At 71.9% G+C, this 20,148-nt stretch carries 18 protein-coding genes; 8 read left to right on the top strand and 10 right to left on the bottom strand.

Features of this window, described 5'->3' with window-relative positions:
- The first annotated feature begins 1 nt into the window (after position 1).
- From pucL to ACFQRI_RS10150, 5 genes are all read left to right on the top strand, one after another.
- On the top strand, positions 2-892 hold the full coding sequence (pucL, locus tag ACFQRI_RS10170) for a factor-independent urate hydroxylase (RefSeq protein WP_380666992.1): 891 nt from the start codon (positions 2-4) through the stop codon (positions 890-892).
- A 177-nt stretch (positions 893-1,069) separates the two neighbouring features.
- Positions 1,070-2,401, top strand: coding sequence for a nucleobase:cation symporter-2 family protein (locus ACFQRI_RS10165; RefSeq protein WP_380666990.1), 1,332 nt, complete (start codon positions 1,070-1,072; stop codon positions 2,399-2,401).
- A 159-nt stretch (positions 2,402-2,560) separates the two neighbouring features.
- On the top strand, positions 2,561-3,616 hold the full coding sequence (locus ACFQRI_RS10160; RefSeq protein WP_380666988.1) for a S8 family serine peptidase: 1,056 nt from the start codon (positions 2,561-2,563) through the stop codon (positions 3,614-3,616).
- A gap of 150 nt (positions 3,617-3,766) precedes the next feature.
- Complete coding sequence (locus ACFQRI_RS10155; protein ID WP_380666986.1) at positions 3,767-3,937, top strand: hypothetical protein; 171 nt, start codon at positions 3,767-3,769, stop codon at positions 3,935-3,937.
- A gap of 2 nt (positions 3,938-3,939) precedes the next feature.
- Complete coding sequence (locus ACFQRI_RS10150; protein WP_380666984.1) at positions 3,940-4,869, top strand: serine/threonine-protein kinase; 930 nt, start codon at positions 3,940-3,942, stop codon at positions 4,867-4,869.
- Positions 4,870-5,026: 157 nt separating this feature from the next.
- Here the strand turns inward: ACFQRI_RS10150 and ACFQRI_RS10145 are convergent, their stop codons facing one another.
- From ACFQRI_RS10145 to aceB, 4 genes are all read right to left on the bottom strand, one after another.
- Positions 5,027-5,359, bottom strand: a complete 333-nt coding sequence (locus ACFQRI_RS10145) for a hypothetical protein (protein WP_380666982.1) — start codon at positions 5,357-5,359, stop codon at positions 5,027-5,029.
- Between the two features lie 63 nt (positions 5,360-5,422).
- Positions 5,423-6,454, bottom strand: coding sequence for an alcohol dehydrogenase catalytic domain-containing protein (locus ACFQRI_RS10140; RefSeq protein ID WP_380666980.1), 1,032 nt, complete (start codon positions 6,452-6,454; stop codon positions 5,423-5,425).
- Between the two features lie 219 nt (positions 6,455-6,673).
- The gene (locus tag ACFQRI_RS10135) at positions 6,674-7,942 is read right to left on the bottom strand and encodes a DUF6986 family protein (RefSeq protein ID WP_380666978.1); all 1,269 of its coding nucleotides are present in this window, start codon (positions 7,940-7,942) and stop codon (positions 6,674-6,676) included.
- Between the two features lie 66 nt (positions 7,943-8,008).
- Entirely contained in the window at positions 8,009-9,595 is a 1,587-nt protein-coding gene (gene aceB / locus ACFQRI_RS10130) for a malate synthase A (protein ID WP_380666976.1), read from the bottom strand.
- 223 nt (positions 9,596-9,818) lie between these two features.
- Between aceB and ACFQRI_RS10125 the strand changes: the two genes are divergently transcribed.
- Positions 9,819-10,580, top strand: a complete 762-nt coding sequence (locus ACFQRI_RS10125) for an IclR family transcriptional regulator (RefSeq protein ID WP_380666974.1) — start codon at positions 9,819-9,821, stop codon at positions 10,578-10,580.
- Between the two features lie 40 nt (positions 10,581-10,620).
- On the opposite strand, the gene tsaE is transcribed toward ACFQRI_RS10125, so the two are convergent.
- The 5 genes from tsaE to glmS form a co-directional block, all read right to left on the bottom strand.
- A complete protein-coding gene (tsaE, locus tag ACFQRI_RS10120) occupies positions 10,621-11,100 on the bottom strand; it encodes a tRNA (adenosine(37)-N6)-threonylcarbamoyltransferase complex ATPase subunit type 1 TsaE (protein WP_380666972.1) in 480 nt (159 codons plus the stop codon).
- Positions 11,097-12,179, bottom strand: a complete 1,083-nt coding sequence (locus tag ACFQRI_RS10115) for an alpha/beta fold hydrolase (protein ID WP_380666970.1) — start codon at positions 12,177-12,179, stop codon at positions 11,097-11,099. Before ACFQRI_RS10115 ends, tsaE begins: the two co-directional genes overlap by 4 nt.
- 85 nt (positions 12,180-12,264) lie before the next feature.
- Positions 12,265-13,404 (bottom strand): alanine racemase, encoded by a 1,140-nt coding sequence (alr, locus tag ACFQRI_RS10110; RefSeq protein WP_380666968.1) that lies wholly within the window; start codon positions 13,402-13,404, stop codon positions 12,265-12,267.
- Positions 13,405-13,480: 76 nt separating this feature from the next.
- Positions 13,481-15,037 carry an NAD(P)H-hydrate dehydratase gene (locus ACFQRI_RS10105; RefSeq protein ID WP_380666966.1) on the bottom strand — a complete coding sequence of 519 codons (1,557 nt, stop codon included), beginning with the start codon at positions 15,035-15,037 and terminating at the stop codon, positions 13,481-13,483.
- Between the two features lie 164 nt (positions 15,038-15,201).
- Positions 15,202-17,064, bottom strand: a complete 1,863-nt coding sequence (gene glmS / locus ACFQRI_RS10100; protein WP_380666964.1) for a glutamine--fructose-6-phosphate transaminase (isomerizing) — start codon at positions 17,062-17,064, stop codon at positions 15,202-15,204.
- A 105-nt stretch (positions 17,065-17,169) separates the two neighbouring features.
- On the opposite strand from glmS, the gene ACFQRI_RS10095 reads away from it, so the two are divergent.
- Together ACFQRI_RS10095 and ACFQRI_RS10090 are read left to right on the top strand one after the other, a co-directional pair.
- On the top strand, positions 17,170-18,003 hold the full coding sequence (locus ACFQRI_RS10095; RefSeq protein WP_380666962.1) for a dienelactone hydrolase family protein: 834 nt from the start codon (positions 17,170-17,172) through the stop codon (positions 18,001-18,003).
- A gap of 828 nt (positions 18,004-18,831) precedes the next feature.
- Positions 18,832-19,509, top strand: coding sequence for a hypothetical protein (locus ACFQRI_RS10090; protein ID WP_380666960.1), 678 nt, complete (start codon positions 18,832-18,834; stop codon positions 19,507-19,509).
- A gap of 47 nt (positions 19,510-19,556) precedes the next feature.
- On the opposite strand, the gene ACFQRI_RS10085 is transcribed toward ACFQRI_RS10090, so the two are convergent.
- Positions 19,557-20,111, bottom strand: a complete 555-nt coding sequence (locus tag ACFQRI_RS10085) for a hypothetical protein (RefSeq protein ID WP_380666958.1) — start codon at positions 20,109-20,111, stop codon at positions 19,557-19,559.
- Positions 20,112-20,148 lie beyond the last annotated feature (37 nt).

Genomic DNA, 20,148 nt, shown 5'->3' with positions numbered 1-20,148 from the left:
AATGGGCATCGTCATGGGCCCGAACCAGTACGGCAAGGCCGAGGTCCACCTGGTCGCGGTCGACCGGAGCACGCCGCGGCACTCGATCAAGGACCTCACCGTGAGCAGCGCGCTGCGGGGCGATCTCGACGCCGCGCACCTCACCGGTGACAACAGCAACGTGCTGCCGACCGACACGCAGAAGAACACCGCGTTCGCCTTCGCCAAGAAGCACGGCGTGGGCGAGATCGAGGACTTCGCGCTGCGCCTGGGCAGGCACTTCACCTCCACCGCCGAGGGCATCGACGGCGCCCGGATCCTCGTCGAGGAGGCCGGCTGGCAGCGGATCCCGGTCGACGGCGAGGGCCACGACCACTCCTTCAGCCGCACCGGCGAGGAGAAGCGCACCACCGCGGTGACCATCGACGGCGACCGGGCGCACGTGGTCTCCGGGCTCAAGGACCTGGTGGTGCTCAAGTCCACCGGCTCCGAGTTCTGGGGCTATCCCAAGGACGAGTACACCACGCTGCCGGAGACCGACGACCGGATCCTGGCCACCGCGGTCAGCGCCCGCTGGCGCTACCGGCACACCGACGTCGACTGGGGCAAGAGCTTCGAGGACATCCGCGCCTCGCTGATGCAGGCCTTCGCCACCACGCACAGCCTCGCGCTGCAGCAGAGCCTCTACGCGATGGGCAAGGCGGCGCTGGAGTCGCACCCCGAGCTCGCCGAGGTCCGGCTGTCGCTGCCGAACAAGCACCACTTCCTGGTGGACCTGTCCTACTGCGGCCTGGAGAACGACAACGAGGTCTTCTACGCCGCCGACCGCCCGTACGGCCTGATCGAGGGCACCGTCAAGCGCGACGACGTCGAGGACGAGCCCATGGCCTGGTACACCACGCCGGAGTTCTGACCCCTGGGGGTCGGGGCGGGAGCGACGGAGCTCCCGCCCCGACGGAATCGGGATCCTCCACATTGCACGGTTTCCCACACGAAACATGTTGGGAACACGTTAAAAACACAATCCAAAAGACGAGTGGCGAAAGTGGTCTAAGACAGAACCCGCCTGGCGACAACATTGGAGTTGGCTATGGCAGCCCAGACCGACCACCAAACCGTCCACCCGGTGGACGAAGTCCTCCCGCCGACTCGAATGCTCGCCTACGGCGTGCAGCACGTCGCCGCGATGTACGCGGGCGTCGTCGCGCCGCCGCTGATCGTCGGCGAAGCAATCGGCCTCTCCCCCCTCAATCTCACCCTTCTCATCGGCGCCAGCCTGTTCACCGCGGGCTTGGCGACCATCCTGCAATCGCTGGGCGTTTGGAAGATCGGTGCCCGGCTGCCGTTCGTCAACGGCGTCACCTTCGGGTCAGTCGCCCCCATCCTGGCCATCGTCGCCCAGCAGAGCGGCGGGAACCCGCTGTCCGTGGTCTACGGATCGGTGCTGATCGCAGGCCTGCTGGCCTTCGTCGCAGCGCCCTACTTCTCCCGCCTGGTGCGGTTCTTCCCCCCGGTGGTCAACGGCACCGTGATCACGCTGATCGGGCTGTCGCTGATGCCGGTGGCGATCAAGTGGATCGCCGGTCAGGACTCCGAAGCACCGGACTACGCGGCGACCGGCAAGATCGTCGTCGGCGCGCTCACGTTCGTGCTGGTGCTGCTGCTCAACCGCTTCCTGCGCGGCTTCTGGAACCGGATCGCGCTGCTCATCGGCCTGCTCGGCGGCACCCTGCTCGCGCTGCCCTTCGGGCTGGTGGACACCTCCACCTTCGGCTCCGCCCCGGTGTTCAACCTGCCGGTGCCCTTCGAGCTCGGCGCGCCCTCGTTCAGCATCACCGCCACCATCTCCATCTGCATCGTGATGCTGGTGGCGATGATGGAGTCGACGGCGGACATGATCGCGCTCGGCGAGATCGTCGACCGCCCCGCCGACGAGAAGACCATCGCGGCGGGTCTGCGCGCCGACGGCGCGGGCAGCGCGATCTCGGCGGTCTTCGGCGGCTTCACCTGCTCGGCGTTCGCGCAGAACATCGGCCTGGTCGCGCTGACCAGGGTGCGCAGCCGCTACGTGGTCGCCGCGGGCGGCGGCGTGCTGGTGGTGCTCGGCCTCTTCCCGATCGCCGGAGCCGTGGTCTCGCTGGTCCCGCAGCCCGTGCTCGGCGGCGCCGCGCTGGTGCTGTTCGGCTCGGTGGCCACCAGCGGGGTGCGCACGCTGAGCAACTGCGACCTCGGGGACGCGCGCAACTCGCTGATCGTGGCCGGCGCGCTGGGCATCGGGCTGATCCCGGTGGTGGCACCCGAGTTCTACGAGGGCTTCCCGGAGTCCCTGCGCACCGTCCTGGACTCGGGCATCAGCACCGGCTGCATCGCCGCGCTCGCGCTGAACCTCCTGTTCCACGCCCGCAAGACGGAAACGTCCTAGTTCCACGGTCTCGGCGTCACCGAATCGCAATCTCGAACCGTTCGCGCTGCGCCATGCGATGGAACTTCGCTCGGCGAACGGCCGCTGCGACTGTTGTGCGGGAAACCACATCCGGTCCAGCTCGTTGATCCGGTCGGATGCCAACCGTTGGGAGACGCAATGCGGATGCGGACCCTGATCACGACGAGCGTGATCGGATTAGGACTGCTGGCTTCGCAAGCCACCGCCACCGCCGCAGGCGGTGACCCGCTCAGCGACAAGCAGTGGGGCCTCGCGCAGATCCACGCCCCCGAGGCGTGGGCGAGCAGCACCGGCGCCGGTGAAGTCATCGCAGTGGTGGACACCGGTGTCGACCTCGGTCACCCGGAGTTCGCGGGCAAGCTCGTCCCGGGAGCCACGTTCGCCTGCGGCGGGGGCCCCGCGCCCTGCGGCGACGGCGACTGGCGGGGTGCCGACGGCGTCGGGCAGGAGCCCGACGTGCACGGCACCCACGTCGCGGGGATCGCGGCGGCCAGCACCGGCAACGGCACCGGCATCGCCGGTGTCGCGCCGGACGCGCGGATCATGCCGATCAAGGCGCTGGAGAACGGTTCGGGATCGTTCGACGACATCGGGGCGGGCATCCGCTACGCCGCCGACCACGGTGCGAACGTGATCAACCTCAGCGTCGGAGCCCTTCCCGGGACCCAGCTGCTCACGCTGCTGGGCCAGGAATCGGCCGCCAAGGACGCCATCGCCTACGCCCGCGAGCGCGGTGTGGTCGTGGTGGCCTCGGCGGGCAACGAGACCTCGCCGCTGTGCGACACCCCGGCGTGGGAGGAGGGCGCGCTGTGCGTGGCCGCCACCGACGCCAACGAGATGCACGCCGTGTACTCCAACCTCGGGGTTTCGCCGGACGCCAAGGCCGTCTCGGCACCCGGCGGGTCCTCGCTGGGCGACTGCGACGCCGACGTGTGGTCCGCCGTGCCGCGCGGCACGGGCTCCCCGGAGTGCGGCCAGGGCGATTACGACGCGCTGGCCGGGACCTCGATGGCCGCCCCGCAGGTGGCGGGCGTCGCCGCGCTGCTCGGCGCGCAGGGCCGCGACGCCGACGGCGTCGAGCGGGCGCTGATGGACACCGCGCGAACCCCGATCCTCGGGACGCGCGGGATGTTCGACCCGATCTACGGGTACGGCGTCGTCGACGCCGCGGCTGCCGCGACCCAGCCGCTGTGAACCGGGACGCCGCGGGCGGGAGCGGTTTTCGACCGCTCCCGCCCGCGGTGTTCGGCCGTTGGTCCGAAACCGCTCGACCGCACGCGCGAATCCGGGAACAATGACGTCGTCCCCTCGACATGACAACGCCGTCCCAGGAGTGTGCGTGCGATGGATCTGTCCAAGCTCTTCAAGATGGTGACCCCGGCCAAGCACCATTCCCACGACCGCTCCGGCTCCGGCGGTCGCCGGCGTCGGCACGACTCCAGCAGCGGCGGGCACTACCGGCGCAAGCGATCGAGCAGCGGCGGGCACCACCGGCGCAAGCGCAGCGACAGCTGATCGTGAACGAGCAACGCGCGGCGCTGATCGAGTCCGCCAGCTCCTACTACTCGGACCAGCCCGAGCAGACCTGGGGACCGCCCGGGCCGGTGCTCGCACCGGGGGAAGCGCTGGCGCCCGGCTACCGGGTGGTGGCGCACCTGCGCCGGGGCGGGCGGCTGGACGTCTACGACGTGTGGAGCGAGCAGCGGTCCTGCCGCTGCATCGCCAAGACACTCCGCCCCGAGCGCGCCGCCGACGAGCGCGCGGTCTGCTGGCTGCGCAACGAGGGCGTGCTGCTGACCCAGCTGGCGCACCCGCACCTGGTGCGCGGCTACGAGATCGTGCGCAACGACAACCCGGACCGCCCGGTGGTGATCACCGAGACGCTGCCCGGGTGCACGCTGGGCTACCTGATCGCCGAGCACGGCACGCTGCCGCCGGTCGACGCCGCGGTGCTGGGCATGCAGCTGTGCTCGGTGCTGACCTACCTGCACCGGCACAACTGGGTGCACCTGGACGTCAAACCGTCCAATGTGGTCGAAGCGGGTGGCCGGGCGGTGCTGCTGGACCTGAGCCTGGTCTGCCGCATCGGCGAGCGCAGCACGGCGGGCACCTTCGACTACCTGTCCCCGGAGCAGGCCACGGGCGAGCGGATGACCCCGGCCGCCGACGTCTGGGGCCTGGGCGTGACGCTCTACGAGGCGTTGTCCGGCACCACCCCGTGGGCCGAGGCGTCGCACCGGGAACGCACCAGCGGCGGCAGCCGCCACTACCCGCAGCGCCACGACCCGGCCGCCCCGCTGGGCACCTGCTGCGACCTGCCCGAGGTCCTGGCGACCCTGGTCGACTCCTGCCTGGAGCCCGACCCGGCATCCCGCCCGACCGTCGACGAGGTCTCCGCCCGGCTCGCCGACTGGTCCGGCCTCGACCCGGCCACGGTCGGCACCTGACCCAACGCACCCCCACCCCGATCGATCCCCGAGAACCCTCGGATTCGCACCCCCGAAAAGCATGCCAATCGGTACCCCGAAAAGCATGCCAATCGGGGGCCCGAATGGGAGGCCAATCGGGGTGGGGTGAGTGGAGGCGTCGTCGGGGTTGGGCGGGTCAGTCGCGGCGGCGGAGGGCGATCGCGCAGCCGATGGCGACCACGGCCAGGGCCAGCTGCCCGCCCCGGACGATGCGGTTGACGTTCACCGCCGGGTGCCAGGCCACCGCGCCGCCGGCGGAGATCGAGAACGCCCCGGTGGGCTCGGCGTTGAGCCCGAAACCGCCGCCGAGGCCCTCCTCGGCGTTGCCGCCTCCGCCCCCGCCGCCGCGGACCCTGGCGACCGGCAGCAGCGTGGTCCCGCCCTGCTGCACCGGCTCGCCGAAGACCTCGCGCTCGCCGAGCTTGCTCGCGAGCCGTTCCGCCACGTCGTGCTGCTCGTCCATGCTCATCCCTCCATCGCTCCTCGCCCAGTGTGCATCGCGCAGCGGGACGAGGAGCGATGATCAGGCGAGCTAGAAGGTCACGACCTGGCGCATGGCCCGGCCGGAGGCCAGTTCGTCCATGGCCCGGTTGATCTCGTCGAGGGCGACCCTGCCGGAGACCAGCTGGTCGACCGGGAGCTTGCCCGCGCGGTAGAGCTCGGCGTACTCCGGGATGTCGGCGCTGGGCAGGCCCGAACCGAGGAACGAGCCGATGATCGTGCGGGTTTCGCTCACCAGGGCCAGCGGCGAGATCGCGCTGCGGGCCTCCGGGGACGGCAGGCCGACCGAGACCGTGCGGCCCGCAGGGGCGGTGATCTCGACGGCGGTCTCGAAGGCCTTCCCGTTGCCGCTGGCGTCGATGACCACCGCCGACTTGTGCCCCGCCGAGACCGCCTCGTCCGGGCTGAGCGCGCCGGTGGCGCCGAGCTCGCGACCCCGGGTCCGCTTGGCCTCCAGCGGGTCGACCACGGTGACGCTGCCCGCGCCGAGGGCCTTGGCGACCAGCACCGCCGCCATGCCGACCCCGCCGACGCCGACCACCGCGACGTCCTCGCCCGGCTGCAGCGCGGCCGCGTTCTTCACCGCACCGCCGCCGGTGAGCACCGCGCAGCCGAGCAGCGCGCCGATCTCCGGCGGGATGTCGTCGTCGACCGGGACCATCGAGTGCCGGTCGACAACGGCGTGGGTGGCGAACCCGGAGACGCCGCAGTGGTGGTGCACCTCCTGGCCGCTCCAGCTGAGCCTGCGCGCGCCGGAGAGCAGGGTGCCCGCGCCGTTGGCGGCCCAACCGGGCGTGCACAGCCGCTTCCCGCCCGTCCGGCAGGCCTCGCACTCCTCGCAGCGGGGCACGAAGAACAGCACGACCCGCTGCCCCTCGGCGACGTCGGTGACGCCCGGCCCGACCTTCTCGATGCGCCCGCAGGCCTCGTGGCCGAGCAGCATCGGCGTCGGCCGCACCCGGTTGCCGTCCACGACGGACAGGTCCGAGTGGCACACCCCGGCGGCCTCCAGGCGCACCAGCGCCTCGCCGGGGCCCGGCTCGCCGAGATCGAGCTCGGTCACCGCGATCGGCTCCGTCGATTCCCAAGGACCAGGCCTGCCGCATTCCTGCAGCACAGCACCCCGGATCCGCATGTTCGCCCTCCTTCTTCGACGGCTCCCATCCCCGCACGCCGAACCTCGGAGCGCAAGGGAGGTCCCGCCGCGTCCGGGCCCGCCCGAGCGAAGAAGTCCCTGCGCACCGAGGCGCGCAGGGACTTCTCGGTCATCGGCGCCGCGCCGTCACAACCGCCCGAGCGAGCGGAGCTCGGATTCGGCCAGCCCGGTCATCGCCTTGACCTCCTCGGCGTCGGTGGCCCCGTTGTCCAGGGCCCGGACGAACGAGGCCGCCAGAGCCCGAGCGGTGGCCGGCTCGTCGAGCACCGCCCCGCCCGACGACGAGGTGTAGGCCGCCAGCCGCGCGGCCTCGGCCGGGGCGGAGTCGCGGAAGGCCGCGAACACCGCCGCGTACCGGGTGACCAGCTGCGCGGGGTGCAGGTCCCAGCTCTGGTAGAAGCCGTGCTCCAGGGACCGGCGGACCAGCTGGTAGTGCGTCCGCCAGCCGTGCTCGACCTGCTCGCCCACCGGCAGCACGTTGGTCGAGCCGTCGGAGAGGAAGACCCCGGTGCCCGCGGCGGCGACCTGCATCGCGTGCCGCGCGAAGTCGCAGGCCCGGTGCGCGAGGTGCTGGTGCGCGGCGGTCAGCCCGCAGGAGGCGGTGTAGTCGTAGGTGCCGAAGTGCAGCCCGCTGACCCGGCCGGCCCCGGCCGCCAGGAAGCGGGGCAGCGCGAAGCGGCCTTCGGTGTCCACGATGGACTGAGTGGTCTCCACCTGGATCTCGAAGCGCAGCGAGCCCCCGGCGAGCCCGAACCGGCGCTCGGCCAGCGCGAGGACCTCGACGAAGACCTCGACCTGCGCGACGTCGACGACCTTCGGGAAGGTCAGCACCAGCCCCTGGGGCAGCTCGCCGCACCGCGCGAGCAGCGCGGTCAGGAACACGTCGAGGGTGCGCACCGAGCGGGCGCGCAGCTGCGCGGTGTCGAAGGACTTCACCCGCAGCCCGAAGCACGCCGGGGCGGCGCCGTCGCGCAACCAGTCCGCCACGACCCCGGCGGTGCGCTCGGCGTCGGCGTCCTCGACGGCATCGGGATCGGCCGCCCCGGCTGGCGCGAGGTAACCGTCCTCGAAATCGATCCGCAGGTCCTCCACCGGCGCGGAGGTCAGCTTCGCGCGCACCCGCGGGTGCACGGCCTCGGCGATCTCACCGGGGATCTCCAGCACCGCGGCGAGCGCCGCGGGCGTGGCGGCGTGCGAGTCCAGCGCGGCGAGCGCCGCGGATCCCCACTCGTCCAGCACCCCGGAGCCGACCTTGTCCGCGGGCACGTAGCAGGTGTGCACCGGCTGCCGCACCGGCCGCGCGCCCGGGTACCTGCTCGCCATCTTCTCGTCCACACCGGACAGACGGCTCAGCAGGCGGTTGACTTCGGCGTGATCCAACGAGGTTTCGGCCACTTCGAACTCCCCTCAACGCGAAAACGGGGGTGCCGGCGGAAGAACCGGCACCCCCGAACGGACCGCTCAGTCGATCTGAGCGTATGCGGGCAGGGTCAGGAAGTCGACGAAGTCGTCGGCCACCGCGACCTGCTCGAACAGCTCCACTGCCTGCGAGAGGTTCTCGGTCGGGAACCCGGTCTCGCTGCGCAGGGACTTCTCCACGTCGGCCAGCGTCTCGCGCACCAGGTCCAGGGTGACCTGCTGACCGTTGGACAGGGTGACGTCGTTGTGCAGCCACTGCCAGATCTGCGAGCGCGAGATCTCGGCGGTGGCGGCGTCCTCCATCAGGTTGTGGATCGCGGCCGCGCCGTTGCCGCCCAGCCACGAGGTGATGTAGCGGACGCCGACGTCCACCGCACCGCGCAGGCCGTCGAGGGTCTTCTCCCCCGGCGTCTCGGAGACGGCCAGCAGCTGGTCGGCCGTGACGTCGACGTCCTCGCGCTTGCGGTCGATCTGGTTCGGCTTGTCACCGAGGACCGCGTCGAACTCCTCGAAGCAGATCGGCACCAGGCCGGGGTGGGCGACCCAGGAGCCGTCGAAGCCGTCGCCGGCCTCGCGCTTCTTGTCCGCGTGGACCTTCTCCATCGCCGCGGCGTTGGAGTCGTCCTTGGTCGGGATGAACGCGGCCATGCCGCCGATGGCGAACGCACCGCGCTTGTGGCAGGTGCGCACCAGCAGCTCGGTGTAGGCGCGCATGAACGGCGCGGTCATGGTCACCGAGTTGCGGTCCGGCAGGATGTACTGGTCGGAGTCGCGGAAGGTCTTGATGACGCTGAACAGGTAGTCCCAGCGACCGGCGTTGAGACCCGCGGAGTGGTCGCGCAGCTCGTAGAGGATCTCCTCCATCTCGAACGCGGCCGGGTAGGTCTCGATCAGCACGGTGGCGCGCACCGAGCCGTGCGGGACGCCGAGCTCCTTCTGGGCGTGGGTGAACACGTCGTTCCACAGCCGCGCCTCGAGGTGGCTCTCCATCTTCGGCAGGTAGAAGTACGGGCCGCTGCCGCGGTTGATGAGCTCCTGGGCGTTGTGGAAGAAGTGCAGGCCGAAGTCGACCAGCGCGGCCACGACCGGCTCGCCGTCGACGAGGACGTGCTTCTCGTCGAAGTGCCAGCCGCGCGGGCGCACCAGCGGCACCGCGTGCGTGACGTCGTCGCGCAGGGTGTAGGACTTGCCCTCCGGGGTGTGCAGCTCGATCTGCTTGCGCACCAGGTCGTAGAGGTTGACCTGGCCGCCGACGACGTTCTCCCAGTGCGGGGTGTTGGCGTCCTCGAGGTCGGCCAGCCAGACCTTCGCGCCCGAGTTCAGCGCGTTGATGGCCATCTTGCGGTCGGTCGGACCGGTGATCTCCACGCGGCGGTCGGCGATGTCGGCGGGCGGCTGCGCGACCTGCCAGTCACCCTCGCGGACGTGCTTGGTCTCCTCGAGGAAGTCGAGCCGGCCGTTGCGCGCGGCCTCGGCGCGACGCTGCGCGCGCCGCTCGAGCAGCTCATCGCGCCGACCGCCGAAGGCGCGCTGCAGCCCGGCCACGAACTCCAGCGCCTCGGCGGTGAGGATCTCGTCCCCGCGCTCGACGGCGCCCCCGAGGACCTGCACCCCTGCCGTTTCGGACATGAATCGTCCACCTCTTTCTGCTGCCGGATCTAAGGCGGTGGCTGATGACTCACCCTGCCGCGCTGCCCTGGACCGCGCAGCGGAAGAGCTCGCGGCGGCGCGATGAACATCTCCATGAAATTCTGCATCGTGGATGTTAGTTTCCACATTGCGTTCGAGGCAACATGAGCTTGAACACCGAAGCCGGACTAAACTTCGGCTGATGCCGGGAGAGGGAGCCACTATGACCACGAGCCCACAGCGCGCGGGCGGTGGCGTGCAATCGGTCGAGCGCACCTTCGAGCTCCTCGAGCTGATGGCCGACTCCGGCGGCGAGGTGGCGCTGTCCGACCTGGCCGAGAAGTCCGGTCTTCCGCTGCCGACGATCCACCGGATCATCCGGACCCTGGTCAACAACGGCTACGCCCGCCAGCAGCCCTCGCGCCGGTACGCGCTGGGGCCGCGGCTGATCCGGCTGGGCGAGACCGCCAGCCGGGCCCTCGGTTCCTGGGCCAGGCCGTACCTGGCCGAGCTGACCGAGGTCACCGGGGAGTCGGCGAACATGGCGGTGCTCGACGGCGAGCAGATCGTCTACGTCGCCCAGGCCCCGTCGCCGCACTCGATGCGGATGTTCACCGAGGTGGGCCGCCGGGTGGACGCGCACGCGACCGCGGTCGGCAAGGCCGTGCTGGCCACCATGCCCACCGACGAGGTCACGCAGGTGCTCTCGCGCACCACGATGTCGCCCCAGACCGAGAACACCATCACCTCCGTCGAGGAGATGCACGCCGAGCTCGAACGCATCCGCGCCCGCGGCTACGCCATCGACGACGGCGAGCAGGAGGTCGGCGTGCGCTGCTTCGCGGTCGCGGTGCCGGGTGCCCCGGCGGGGGCGGCGATCTCCATCTCGGGGCCGGAGGGGCGGATGACCCGCATCGCCACCGACGAGGTCATCCCGCTGATGCAACGCCTGGCCAGCAACCTCGCCGCCGAGCTCAGCGCCTAGCGGTTCGGCCTGAGACCCCGCGCCCGGGGAACGTGCGGTTTCAGGCCAGACCGCGCTCGATCCGCTCGCCCCAGCCCGAGCCGTGGGGCTCCAGGGTCAGCTCCCGAACGTCGTCCTCCCGGCGGCGCAGCCGGATCAGCAGGTAGTCCTCGGCCAGGCGCTCGGCCAGCCCCTCGCCCCACTCCACGACCACCGCGGCCTCGGTGTCCAGGTCGGTGTCCAGGTCGAGGTCGTCGATCTCCTCCAGACCGCCGAGCCGGTAGGCGTCTACGTGCACCAGCGCGGGGACCCCGCCCGAATCCGGGTGGTGCACCCGGGCGATCACGAAGGTCGGCGAGGTGATCGGCGCCGAGATCCCCATGCCGCGGGCGATGCCGCGGGTCACCACGGTCTTGCCCGCGCCGAGCGGCCCGTCCAGCAGGATCAGGTCGCCCGCGCGCAGCACCGCGCCCAGACGGCGGCCGAACTCCAGGGTGTCGTCCTCGGCGGGCAGCTCGACGGTCCTCAGCGCAGCGCTCAACTCCCGGTTCCCTTCTGCGGCTTGGATCGGTACGCGCGGCGCAGCAGCGCCTCCAGCTCCCCGGTGACCAGGTCGGGCCGCTCCATCATCACCGGGTGGCCGGCGCCCTCGACCTTGACCAGCCGCGCGTCCGGAAGGGCCTCGGCGATGACCTCGGCGTGCGGCGAGAACGGGGTGAGCTTGTCGGCGTCGCCGCTGAGCACCAGCACCTCGCAGGTGCGCAGCGCCGCCAGCGCTTCCTTGCGGTCGTGCATGGCCAGCGTCTCCAGGAAGTCGGTGACCACCTCCACCGACGTGGAGCCGATCATCTCGGCCATCAGGTCCACCACGTTGCGCGGTGTCTTGCGGTCGCCGAAGGACACCGCGCGGATGACCGACCAGGCCAGCCGGTCGCCGATCTTGCGGGTCCACTCGACCAGGCCGGGCTGCAGGTCCGACAGGATGGCCAGACCGCGCGGCACCGGGTTCGCCCGGGACAACCACGGCCGGGGCAGCCCGGAGGCGCCGACGGCGCCGGCCGACGTGCCCAGCAGCGCCACACCGCGCACCCGGTCGCGGAACAGCTCCGGCCGCTGCTCGGCCAGGGCCATGATCGTCATGCCGCCCATCGAGTGCCCGACCAGCACGATCGGGCCGCGCGGGGCGGCGGCGCGCAGCACGGCGTCCAAGTCGTGGCCGAGCTGCTCGATGGTCGAGGTCTTCTTGCTGGAATGCCCGGATTCGCCGTGGCTGCGGTGGTCGAAGAAGACCAGCCGCAGCCTCGGCTTGGTCACCGCGGGGAGGTCGCGCCGCTGGAAGTGCCAGCCGCGCGAGTTCAGGGTGAAGCCGTGCACGAACACCACGGTCAGGTCCGGCTTTCCGCCGTCGGCGGGCAGGACCTCCTGCACCGCGAGCGGGACGCCGTCGTCGGCGGCGACCGTGGACTGGCGGTCCGGGCGCAGTCTGCCCAGCGGTTCGATGTCCTCGTCCTTGCGGGCGCCGCTCCTCGTGCTGTGCGCGGCCACGCCGACGGCGGCGCCGGTGATCGCCGCACCGACCGCCCCGCTGGTCCAGGCCAGCACCTGCCACACCGGTTTCACGTCGTCTCCGTTCGGCTCGGGCAGCAGAACGTCAAGATCGTCACATCGCGCGCCACCCCGCGCACAGCACTGTGTCGGCACCCACTCATCGCGCACCCACCACCGTGCGGGTGACGCGCGGCCGGTACATCCCGGTGACGATCTCGTAGTGGATCGTGCCGAGCTGCTCCGCCCACTCCGCCGCGGTGGGTTCGCCCAGGTCACCGGGGCCGAACAGGACGACCTCGGAACCTTCGGCGACGGCGTCCTGGCCGGTGTCCACCACCAGCTGGTCCATGCACACCCGGCCGACCACCGGTCGGCGCTTCCCCGCCAGCCACACCTGCATCCGGCCGGAGAGCGACCGCGGCACGCCATCGGCGTAGCCGACCGGGACCAGGGCCAGGTTGGTGGGCTGCCCGGCGGTCCAGGTGTGCCCGTAGGAGACGCTCTCGCCCGCCTCGACCCGCTTGGTCAGGGCCACCGACGAGCGGAAGGTCATCGCCGGGACCAGCCCGTGGTCGCCGGCTTGCGGGACCGGATCCAGCCCGTAGACCGCGATGCCCGGGCGGACGAGGTCGAAGTGCAGGTCGGGCCGGGTGAGCGTGGCGGCCGAGTTCGCCAGGTGCCGGATCGGGTCGAGCCCGGCGGCGCGTGCCTGCTCGTAGGCGCGCGCGAAGCGCTCGGCCTGCTGGTCGATCGAGGGGTGCCCGAGCTCGTCGGCGCACGCCAGGTGCGACCAGACGGCCTCGACCCGGATCCAGCCCTCCGCCTCGGCCTTCGCCGCGGCCTCGACCAGCGCGGGCCACAGCTCGGCGGGGCAGCCGCTGCGGGACAGCCCGGTGTCGGCCTTGAGGTGCACCGTCGCGGTCCGGCCCAGCTTGGCCGCGGCGTCGACGATGCGGGCCAGCGTGGCCTGCGAGGACGCCGAGAGCTCGACGTCGGCCCGGATCGCCGGGACGAACTCGTCGCTCTCCGCGAACAGCCAGCACAGGACGGGCGCGGTGATCCCGGCTTCGCGCAGCTGCAGGGCCTCCTCCACGGCGGCCACGCCCAACCGCTCGGCACCGGCCGACAGCGCGGCCCGCGCCACCTCGGGCGCGCCGTGGCCGTAGCCGTCGGACTTGACCACCACCATCGTGGCCGCGCCGGACGCCCTGGCCCGGCCCGCGAGCACACCAACGTTGTGGCGGATCGCGTCGACGTCAATCCGCAGGTCGGCGCGGTACACGTGCTGGTCACTCATGGCAGGGCAATAGTCGCACACCTGAAATTCCCCCTCACCGCCCACGTCGGCCCGGGGAACGCGATGTACCCCGTGCTCAGCGGCCTGGCGCGACGACGTCGCCCGGCCGGGTGAGCTCCGCGGCCGAGTCGCGCACGGTGCGGATCGCCGCGGGCACCGCGGCCAGCAGCGCCGAAGCCCCGATCGGTGCTCCCGACACGGCCGCGCTGCCGTCCGCCTTGGCGCCGTGCGCTGCGACTTCGGCCGCCAGGGAGTGCACGTGGGCGGCCTGCCCGCAGGCCAGCAGCGGGTCGACCCCGGCGGCGAGCAGCGCGCCGATCAGCCCGGTGAGCACATCACCCGAACCGGCGGTGGCCGGCCAGGCGTGCCGCGCGTCGTTGACCAGCACCCGCCCGTCCGGCGCGGCGATGACCGTGGTGTTGCCCTTGAGCAGCAGGTGCACGTCGAAGCGGGCGGCGACCTCGCGCGCCGCCGCCACCCGGTCGGCGCCGGGCTCGGCGCCGACCAGCCGGGCGAACTCGCCCGCGTGCGGGGTCAGCACCAGCGGCGCGTCCGGGTCGCGGGAGTCCCACAGCGCCTCGTCGGCGGCCAGCAGGGTGATCGAGTCGGCGTCGGCGCACACCGGGCGGCCCGACTCCAGGACGTGGGCCAGCACCTCGCGCCCGCTGGCACCGGTGCCGATGCCGGGGCCCACCGCCCACGCCTGCACCCGTCCCGCGTCGCCGACCGAACCGGTGGCCACGGTCTCCGGCCAGCGCCCGCGCACCGCGTCGGCTGCCGGGCCCGCGTAGCGGACCATGCCCGCGGTGGCCTGCACCGCGGCACCGGTGGCCAGCACCGCCGCGCCCGGGTAGGTGGCCGAACCGGCCGCGACCCCGACCACTCCGGTGGAGTACTTGTCGTCGTCCGGGCCCGGCACCGGCCAACCCGCACCCACGTCGGCGGCCTCCAGCAACCGCAGCTCGGGCTCCGGCAGCTCGTCGTCCAGGCCGATGTCGACCACCTCGACCGAGCCCGAGCGCACCGCGCCCGCGCCGAGCACGTGGCAGGGCTTGAGCCCGCCGAAGGTGACCGTCAGGTCAGCCGAGACCGCCGGCCCGTCCACCGCACCGGTCACCGGATCCACGCCGCTGGGCAGGTCGACCGCCACGATCGGGGCCTCCACCCGGTGCACCAGCTCGGCCGCGACGGGCCGCAGCGCGCCGCGCGCGGACAGGCCGACGATGCCGTCGATCACCGCGTCGGCGCGCTCCAACGCGTCCGCGGCCTCCGCGCCGATGCCGGAGGTGTCCGGGTTGGGGCCGTCGGCGAGCACCGCCCGGCCGCCCGCCCGCCGCAACCCGGCGAGCCCCGCCGAGTGCGCCTTGTCCGGGGAGAGCAGCACGGCGGTGACGCCGATGCCGCGTCGGCGCAGGAACGCCCCGGCCCACAGCGCGTCGCCCCCGTTGTTGCCCGCCCCGACCAGCAGCGCGACCCGGCGGCCCGCGACGCCACCGGTCGATTCGCGCAGCAGCCGCGCGGTCTCGGTGGCCACGCCCCAGGCGGCCCGGCGCATCACGGCGGGTTCCGGCACCCGGGCGAACAACCGCTGCTCGGCGTCCCGAACCTGCTCAGGCGTCCAAGCACCCAACATCCCGACTCCATCGACGAAGAACTCGGCGCACAGTCTGCCCGCAACGCCCTCGCCGCGCGTGGAGGCAGGCCCGTTCCTTCTCATCGAGAGTCCCCGAGCGCTGCGGGGGACTTTCGATGAAAAGAGGAACGGGCCGCACGCGTGCGCTCCCCCGGGGAAGGGGTTCACTCCACGGTGACGCTCTTGGCGAGGTTGCGCGGCTTGTCGACGTCGTAGCCGCGAGCGCGGGCGATCTCGGCGGCCAGCACCTGCAGCGGGATCGTGGAGACCAGCGGCTGCATCAGCGTCGGCACCGCGGGGATCCGGACCAGCTCGTCGGCGAAGGGAACGACCTCCTCGTCGCCCTCCTCGGCGATCACCACGGTGCGCGCCCCGCGGGCCTGGATCTCGCGGATGTTGGACACCATCTTGGCGTGCAGCTGCGCCCGCCCGACCGGCGAGGGCATGACCACCACGACCGGCAGCCCGTCCTCGATCAGCGCGATCGGCCCGTGCTTGAGCTCGCCGGCGGCGAAGCCCTCGGCGTGCATGTAGGCGAGCTCCTTGAGCTTGAGCGCGCCCTCCAGCGCCACCGGGTAGCCGACGTGGCGACCGAGGAAGAGCACCGCCTTGGAATCGGCGATCTCCCGCCCCAGCTCGCGCACCTGGTCCACCGTGGACAGGGTCTGCCGCACCGCGTCGGGCAGCGCGGCCAGCTCGCCGAACTCGCGGGCGACCTCGTCGGCGTACTTGGTGCCGCGCGCCTGCGCCAGGGCCAGGCCCACCAGGTAGTTCGCCGCGACCTGGGCGAGGAAGGTCTTGGTGGCCGCGACCCCGATCTCCGGCCCGGCGTGGGTGTAGAGCACCGCGTCGGACTCGCGCGGGATCTGCGCGCCGTTGGTGTTGCAGATGGCCAGCACCCGCGCGCGCTGGGTGCGCGCGTGCCGCACGGCCTCCAGGGTGTCGGCGGTCTCGCCGGACTGCGAGATCGCCACGACCAGGGTGTCCCTGCCGAGCACCGGGTCGCGGTAGCGGAACTCGCTGGCGAGCTCGACCTCCACCGGGATCCGGCACCAGTGCTCGATGGCGTACTTGGCCAGCAGCCCGGAGTGGTATGCGGTGCCGCAGGCCACGACGAAGACCTTGTCCACGTCGCGCAGGTCCTGCTCGGTCAGCCGCAGCTCGTCGAGCACCACCTGACCGCCGGTGAAGTGCCCGCGCAGCGTGTCGACCAGGGCCTCGGGCTGCTCCTCGATCTCCTTGAGCATGAAGTAGTCGTGGCCGCCCTTCTCGGCGGCCGACAGGTCCCAGTCCACCCGGAAGGGCTTGGCCTCGACGTCCACCGCGTCGAAGTCGGTGACCCGGTAGCCGTCGCGGGTGATGGTCACGACCTGGTCCTGGCCGAGCTCCACCGCGTCCCGGGTGTGCTCGATGAACGCCGCCACGTCCGAGGCCACGAAGTGCTCGCCCTCGCCGACGCCCACGACCAGCGGGGACGACCGGCGGGCGGCCACGATCGCGTCCGGCTCGTCGGCGTGCGTGACGACCAGGGTGAACGCGCCCTCCAGGCGCCGCGCCACGGCGCACACGCTGGCGGTCAGATCACCGGCCGTGGCGCCCGAGGCGTAGGCCGCCGAGACCAGGTGCGCGGCGGTCTCGGTGTCGGTCTCGCTGGCCATCTCCACGCCGGCCGCCTCCAGCTCGGCGCGCAGCGCGGCGAAGTTCTCGATGATGCCGTTGTGCACCACCGCGACCTTGCCCGCGGCGTCCCGGTGCGGGTGCGCGTTGCGGTCGTTCGGCGCGCCGTGGGTGGCCCAGCGGGTGTGCCCCATGCCACCGTGCCCCTCGAACCGGGACGAACCGTCCTCGGCGAGCTTCTTCTCCAGGTTCGACAGCGCACCGGCCGCGCGCTCCACAGCGAGGCGGCCCGCGCCGTCGAGCAGCGCCACGCCCGCCGAGTCGTAACCCCGGTACTCCAGCCGCCGGAGTCCGCCGAGCACGACGTCCAGCGCCTGGCGATGTCCTACGTAACCAACGATCCCGCACACGCGGCCCAGCGTAGCTAGTCGCGTTGGCCGGAATCGGGCGGGCGTCGGCAACGACACGCACCTGCTCACCGCGCGCGCACGCGCGAGTCCGATACCGTGTCGACCATGGCGCGCACTGCCAAGAAGGCTCCCTCCGCGAAACACGCGCTCGCCGAACTGTCCCGCCGCGGACCGCACGACGTGCTGCACGGCGACATGTCCCTGGTGGGACTGCCCGGCATCGTCTGCACGCCGCGCAAGGGCCTGGGCCTGCCCGCGATCGCCTTCGGCCACGGCTGGATGCAGCCCGCCGACCGGTACCTGAACCTGATGCGGCACCTGGCCTCCTGGGGCGTCGTCGTGGTCGCCCCCGGCACCCAGCGCGGCCCGCTCGCCTCGCACCGCCTGTTCGCGGGCGACCTGCGCACCGCCCTGGACATCGCGGTCGGCGTCCGGCTCGGCGAGGGCGAGATCAGCGTGGACGAGAAGAAGCTCGGCATCGCCGGCCACGCCATGGGCGGCGGCTGCGCGGTGCAGGCCGCCGCCGAGGACTCCCGCATCCGCGCCGTGGCCACCCTGGCCCCCGCCGAGACCCACCCGTCGGCCTTCGAGGCGGCGAGCCGGGTCGCGGTCCCCGGCCTGCACCTGGCCGCCGAGAACGACCTGCTCGCCCCGCCGGTGGCCAACGCGGAACCCCTCGCGCGGGCGTGGGGCGGCCCGGTGCAGCTGCGCACCGTCAAGAAGGCCACCCACCTGGGCTTCACCGAGGGCACCCACTGGACCCAGCTGCTGCTGCACGGCAAACCCGAGCACGCCACGCAGCGCACCGCCAAAGCCCTGCTGACGGCGTTCTTCCTGCGCGCGCTGACCAAGGACCACCGGGGCGACTCGCTGCTCGACGACGCGTTCAAGGGCAACACCATCGACAAGCTCCACACCCACGGAGACCTGGCGGCCTAGCAGTTCGGGCGGGAACCGCGCGCCCAGGACGCGGTTCCCGGCCGGGCCGCGCCAACTCACCCGAACCCGGCACGAAGCGGCGACCTCGTGCGACACAATTCGCGACCATGAGCTCCCCCAACAGCCCTACGGCGGCCAGCCGCAACACCCCGTGCACCCGCAGGCGGGCTACCCGCAGCAGACCGGATATCCGCAGCCGACGAGTTGTCCACAGGCTTATCCCCAGCAAGCGCAGCGGTGGTCCCACCCCCAGCACGGCTATCCACAGGGGCCGGGGAGTCCGAACAAGCCCCTGATCATGACCACCTCCGTCCTGAACATCGCGGCCGGCGGGTTCCTAGGCTAATCAGGATGGTCCTCGCGCTGGAGGAGCGAGGACCGCTCCGGCGAGGCGTTCATCCTGGCCGCGACCATCATCAAGTTCCTCGCGCACCTGCTCATGTTCGGCGCCGCGGCCCTGCTGATCACCGGCGCGATCCAGCTCTTCCGCTCGCGGCGCTGTTCACCTTGCTCGGCGGACGATCGCCGCCGCGACGGAGCCGCGGGGTTCATCGGCGGCTGCGTATGGAAAGCGCTCTACGCCAATCGGTTTCCCAGTACCTGAATCCGCCATCGCTGGGCGACTACCTGACCGCTCTCGGCGACATCACGGCGGCCATCCTGCTCGTCGACCTGACCCCGCGTCCTAGGCCTGATTCCAGGGCTCAAACGCGGTCTGCGCTGACGGCGCGGGTTCCGCGCGCAGCGAGAACTGCGGCCGGTTGCCACGCACCCGATCACGTCGAACCGCCTACGCAGCGGCGAGCGAGTGCGACACAATTCCCGACCATGAGCTCCCCGCAGCAGCCCTACGGCGGCCAGCCGCAGTACCCCGGGCAACCCCAGCAGCCCGCCTACCCGCAGCAACCGCCCCAGGGCTACCCCCAGCAGGGATACCCGCAGCAAGCCGGATACCCGCCGCAGCAGATGGCGTATCCGCAGGCTTACCCACCGCAGGGACACCAGTGGGCCTACCCGCAGCAGGGCTATCCCCAGGGGCCGGGAGCGCCTAACAAACCCCTGCTCATGACCACTGCCACGCTGAACGTGGGCGTTGCCCTGTTCCTCGGCATCGTGGGAATCCTCCTCGCGGTGACCGAGGGCGAGGAGGCCACCGGGGAGGACGTCATCCTCCCCGCGAGCATCACCCAGTTCGTCGCGTACTTGATCATGCTCACCTCGGCCGGCCTGTTGATCTTCGCGGCGACGCGGCTGTACCGCGAGTTCCGACAGGGCGCGCTGCTGACCTGGCTCGGCGGCGCAGTGGGCATCGCGGGAATCGTCCTGGACTTCGTCGGCAGTTCGATCTGGCTCGTGATGTTCTCGAAGAACTCCGAGCACCTCCCGGACCCCGCGTTCGCCGATTTCCTGGACAAGGTCCGCGATATCTCGTGGTTCATGCTCGTAGCCGCGCTCGTACCGCTCGTCCTGGGCCTCCTCCCGGCGTTGAAGCGCGGCCTGCGTTGATCCTGGAAGAACGCCCGCCCCTCGCGGGGGCGGGCGTTCTTCGAGGATCACCTCAACCAGGTCTGGTTCTCGTAGTCCTCATCGTCATCGAACGCTGGCCGCTGCCGACGCGGTGCCGGCTTCGGCGGGGACGGCGGCTTCGGAGCGGCCGCCGGGGACTGCTCCGGCTGCTGGTTGCGCCGACCGAAGCGGCCCACTTGGACCTGCCAGCGCGGATCTGGAGCGGGCTGTTCAGCAACTTGCCCGGCGGTCCCCGCGGACGGTCCCGGCGCCTGCGGCATTTCGGCCGCTTGCGGAGCCGTCTCCGCGGGCTTGGCCATCGGGTAGTTCTCGATCAGGTCCTGGTACTCCAGCGCCACCTCGTCCTGAGGCTCTTCGTCGTCCTCACCGTTGACCTGGATCTCGTTGTTGCGGATCGCGTCCTGCGCCCGCTTGTCGATCAGCTCGCGGACCCGCCCCTCGATTTTCTGGACCTTCTCGGTGAACTGCTTGTTCGCTTCGTTCGCCTTCTCGCTTGCCTCGGCCGAGCGCTGCGCGTTCTCGCTGATGCCCCGAGCCGCGGTGCTGCTCGTCTCCTCGAACCGCCGCCGGGCCGCGAGCACCGCTTCGCTAGGCGAGTCCCCCGTCGTCGTCATTCAG

Origin of the sequence: Saccharopolyspora griseoalba, assembly GCF_042665275.1 — a bacterium.
GTDB lineage: Bacteria > Actinomycetota > Actinomycetes > Mycobacteriales > Pseudonocardiaceae > Saccharopolyspora > Saccharopolyspora griseoalba.
Note: the sequence above shows the minus strand (reverse complement) of the source record. Positions and strands in the feature narration are given on the sequence as shown.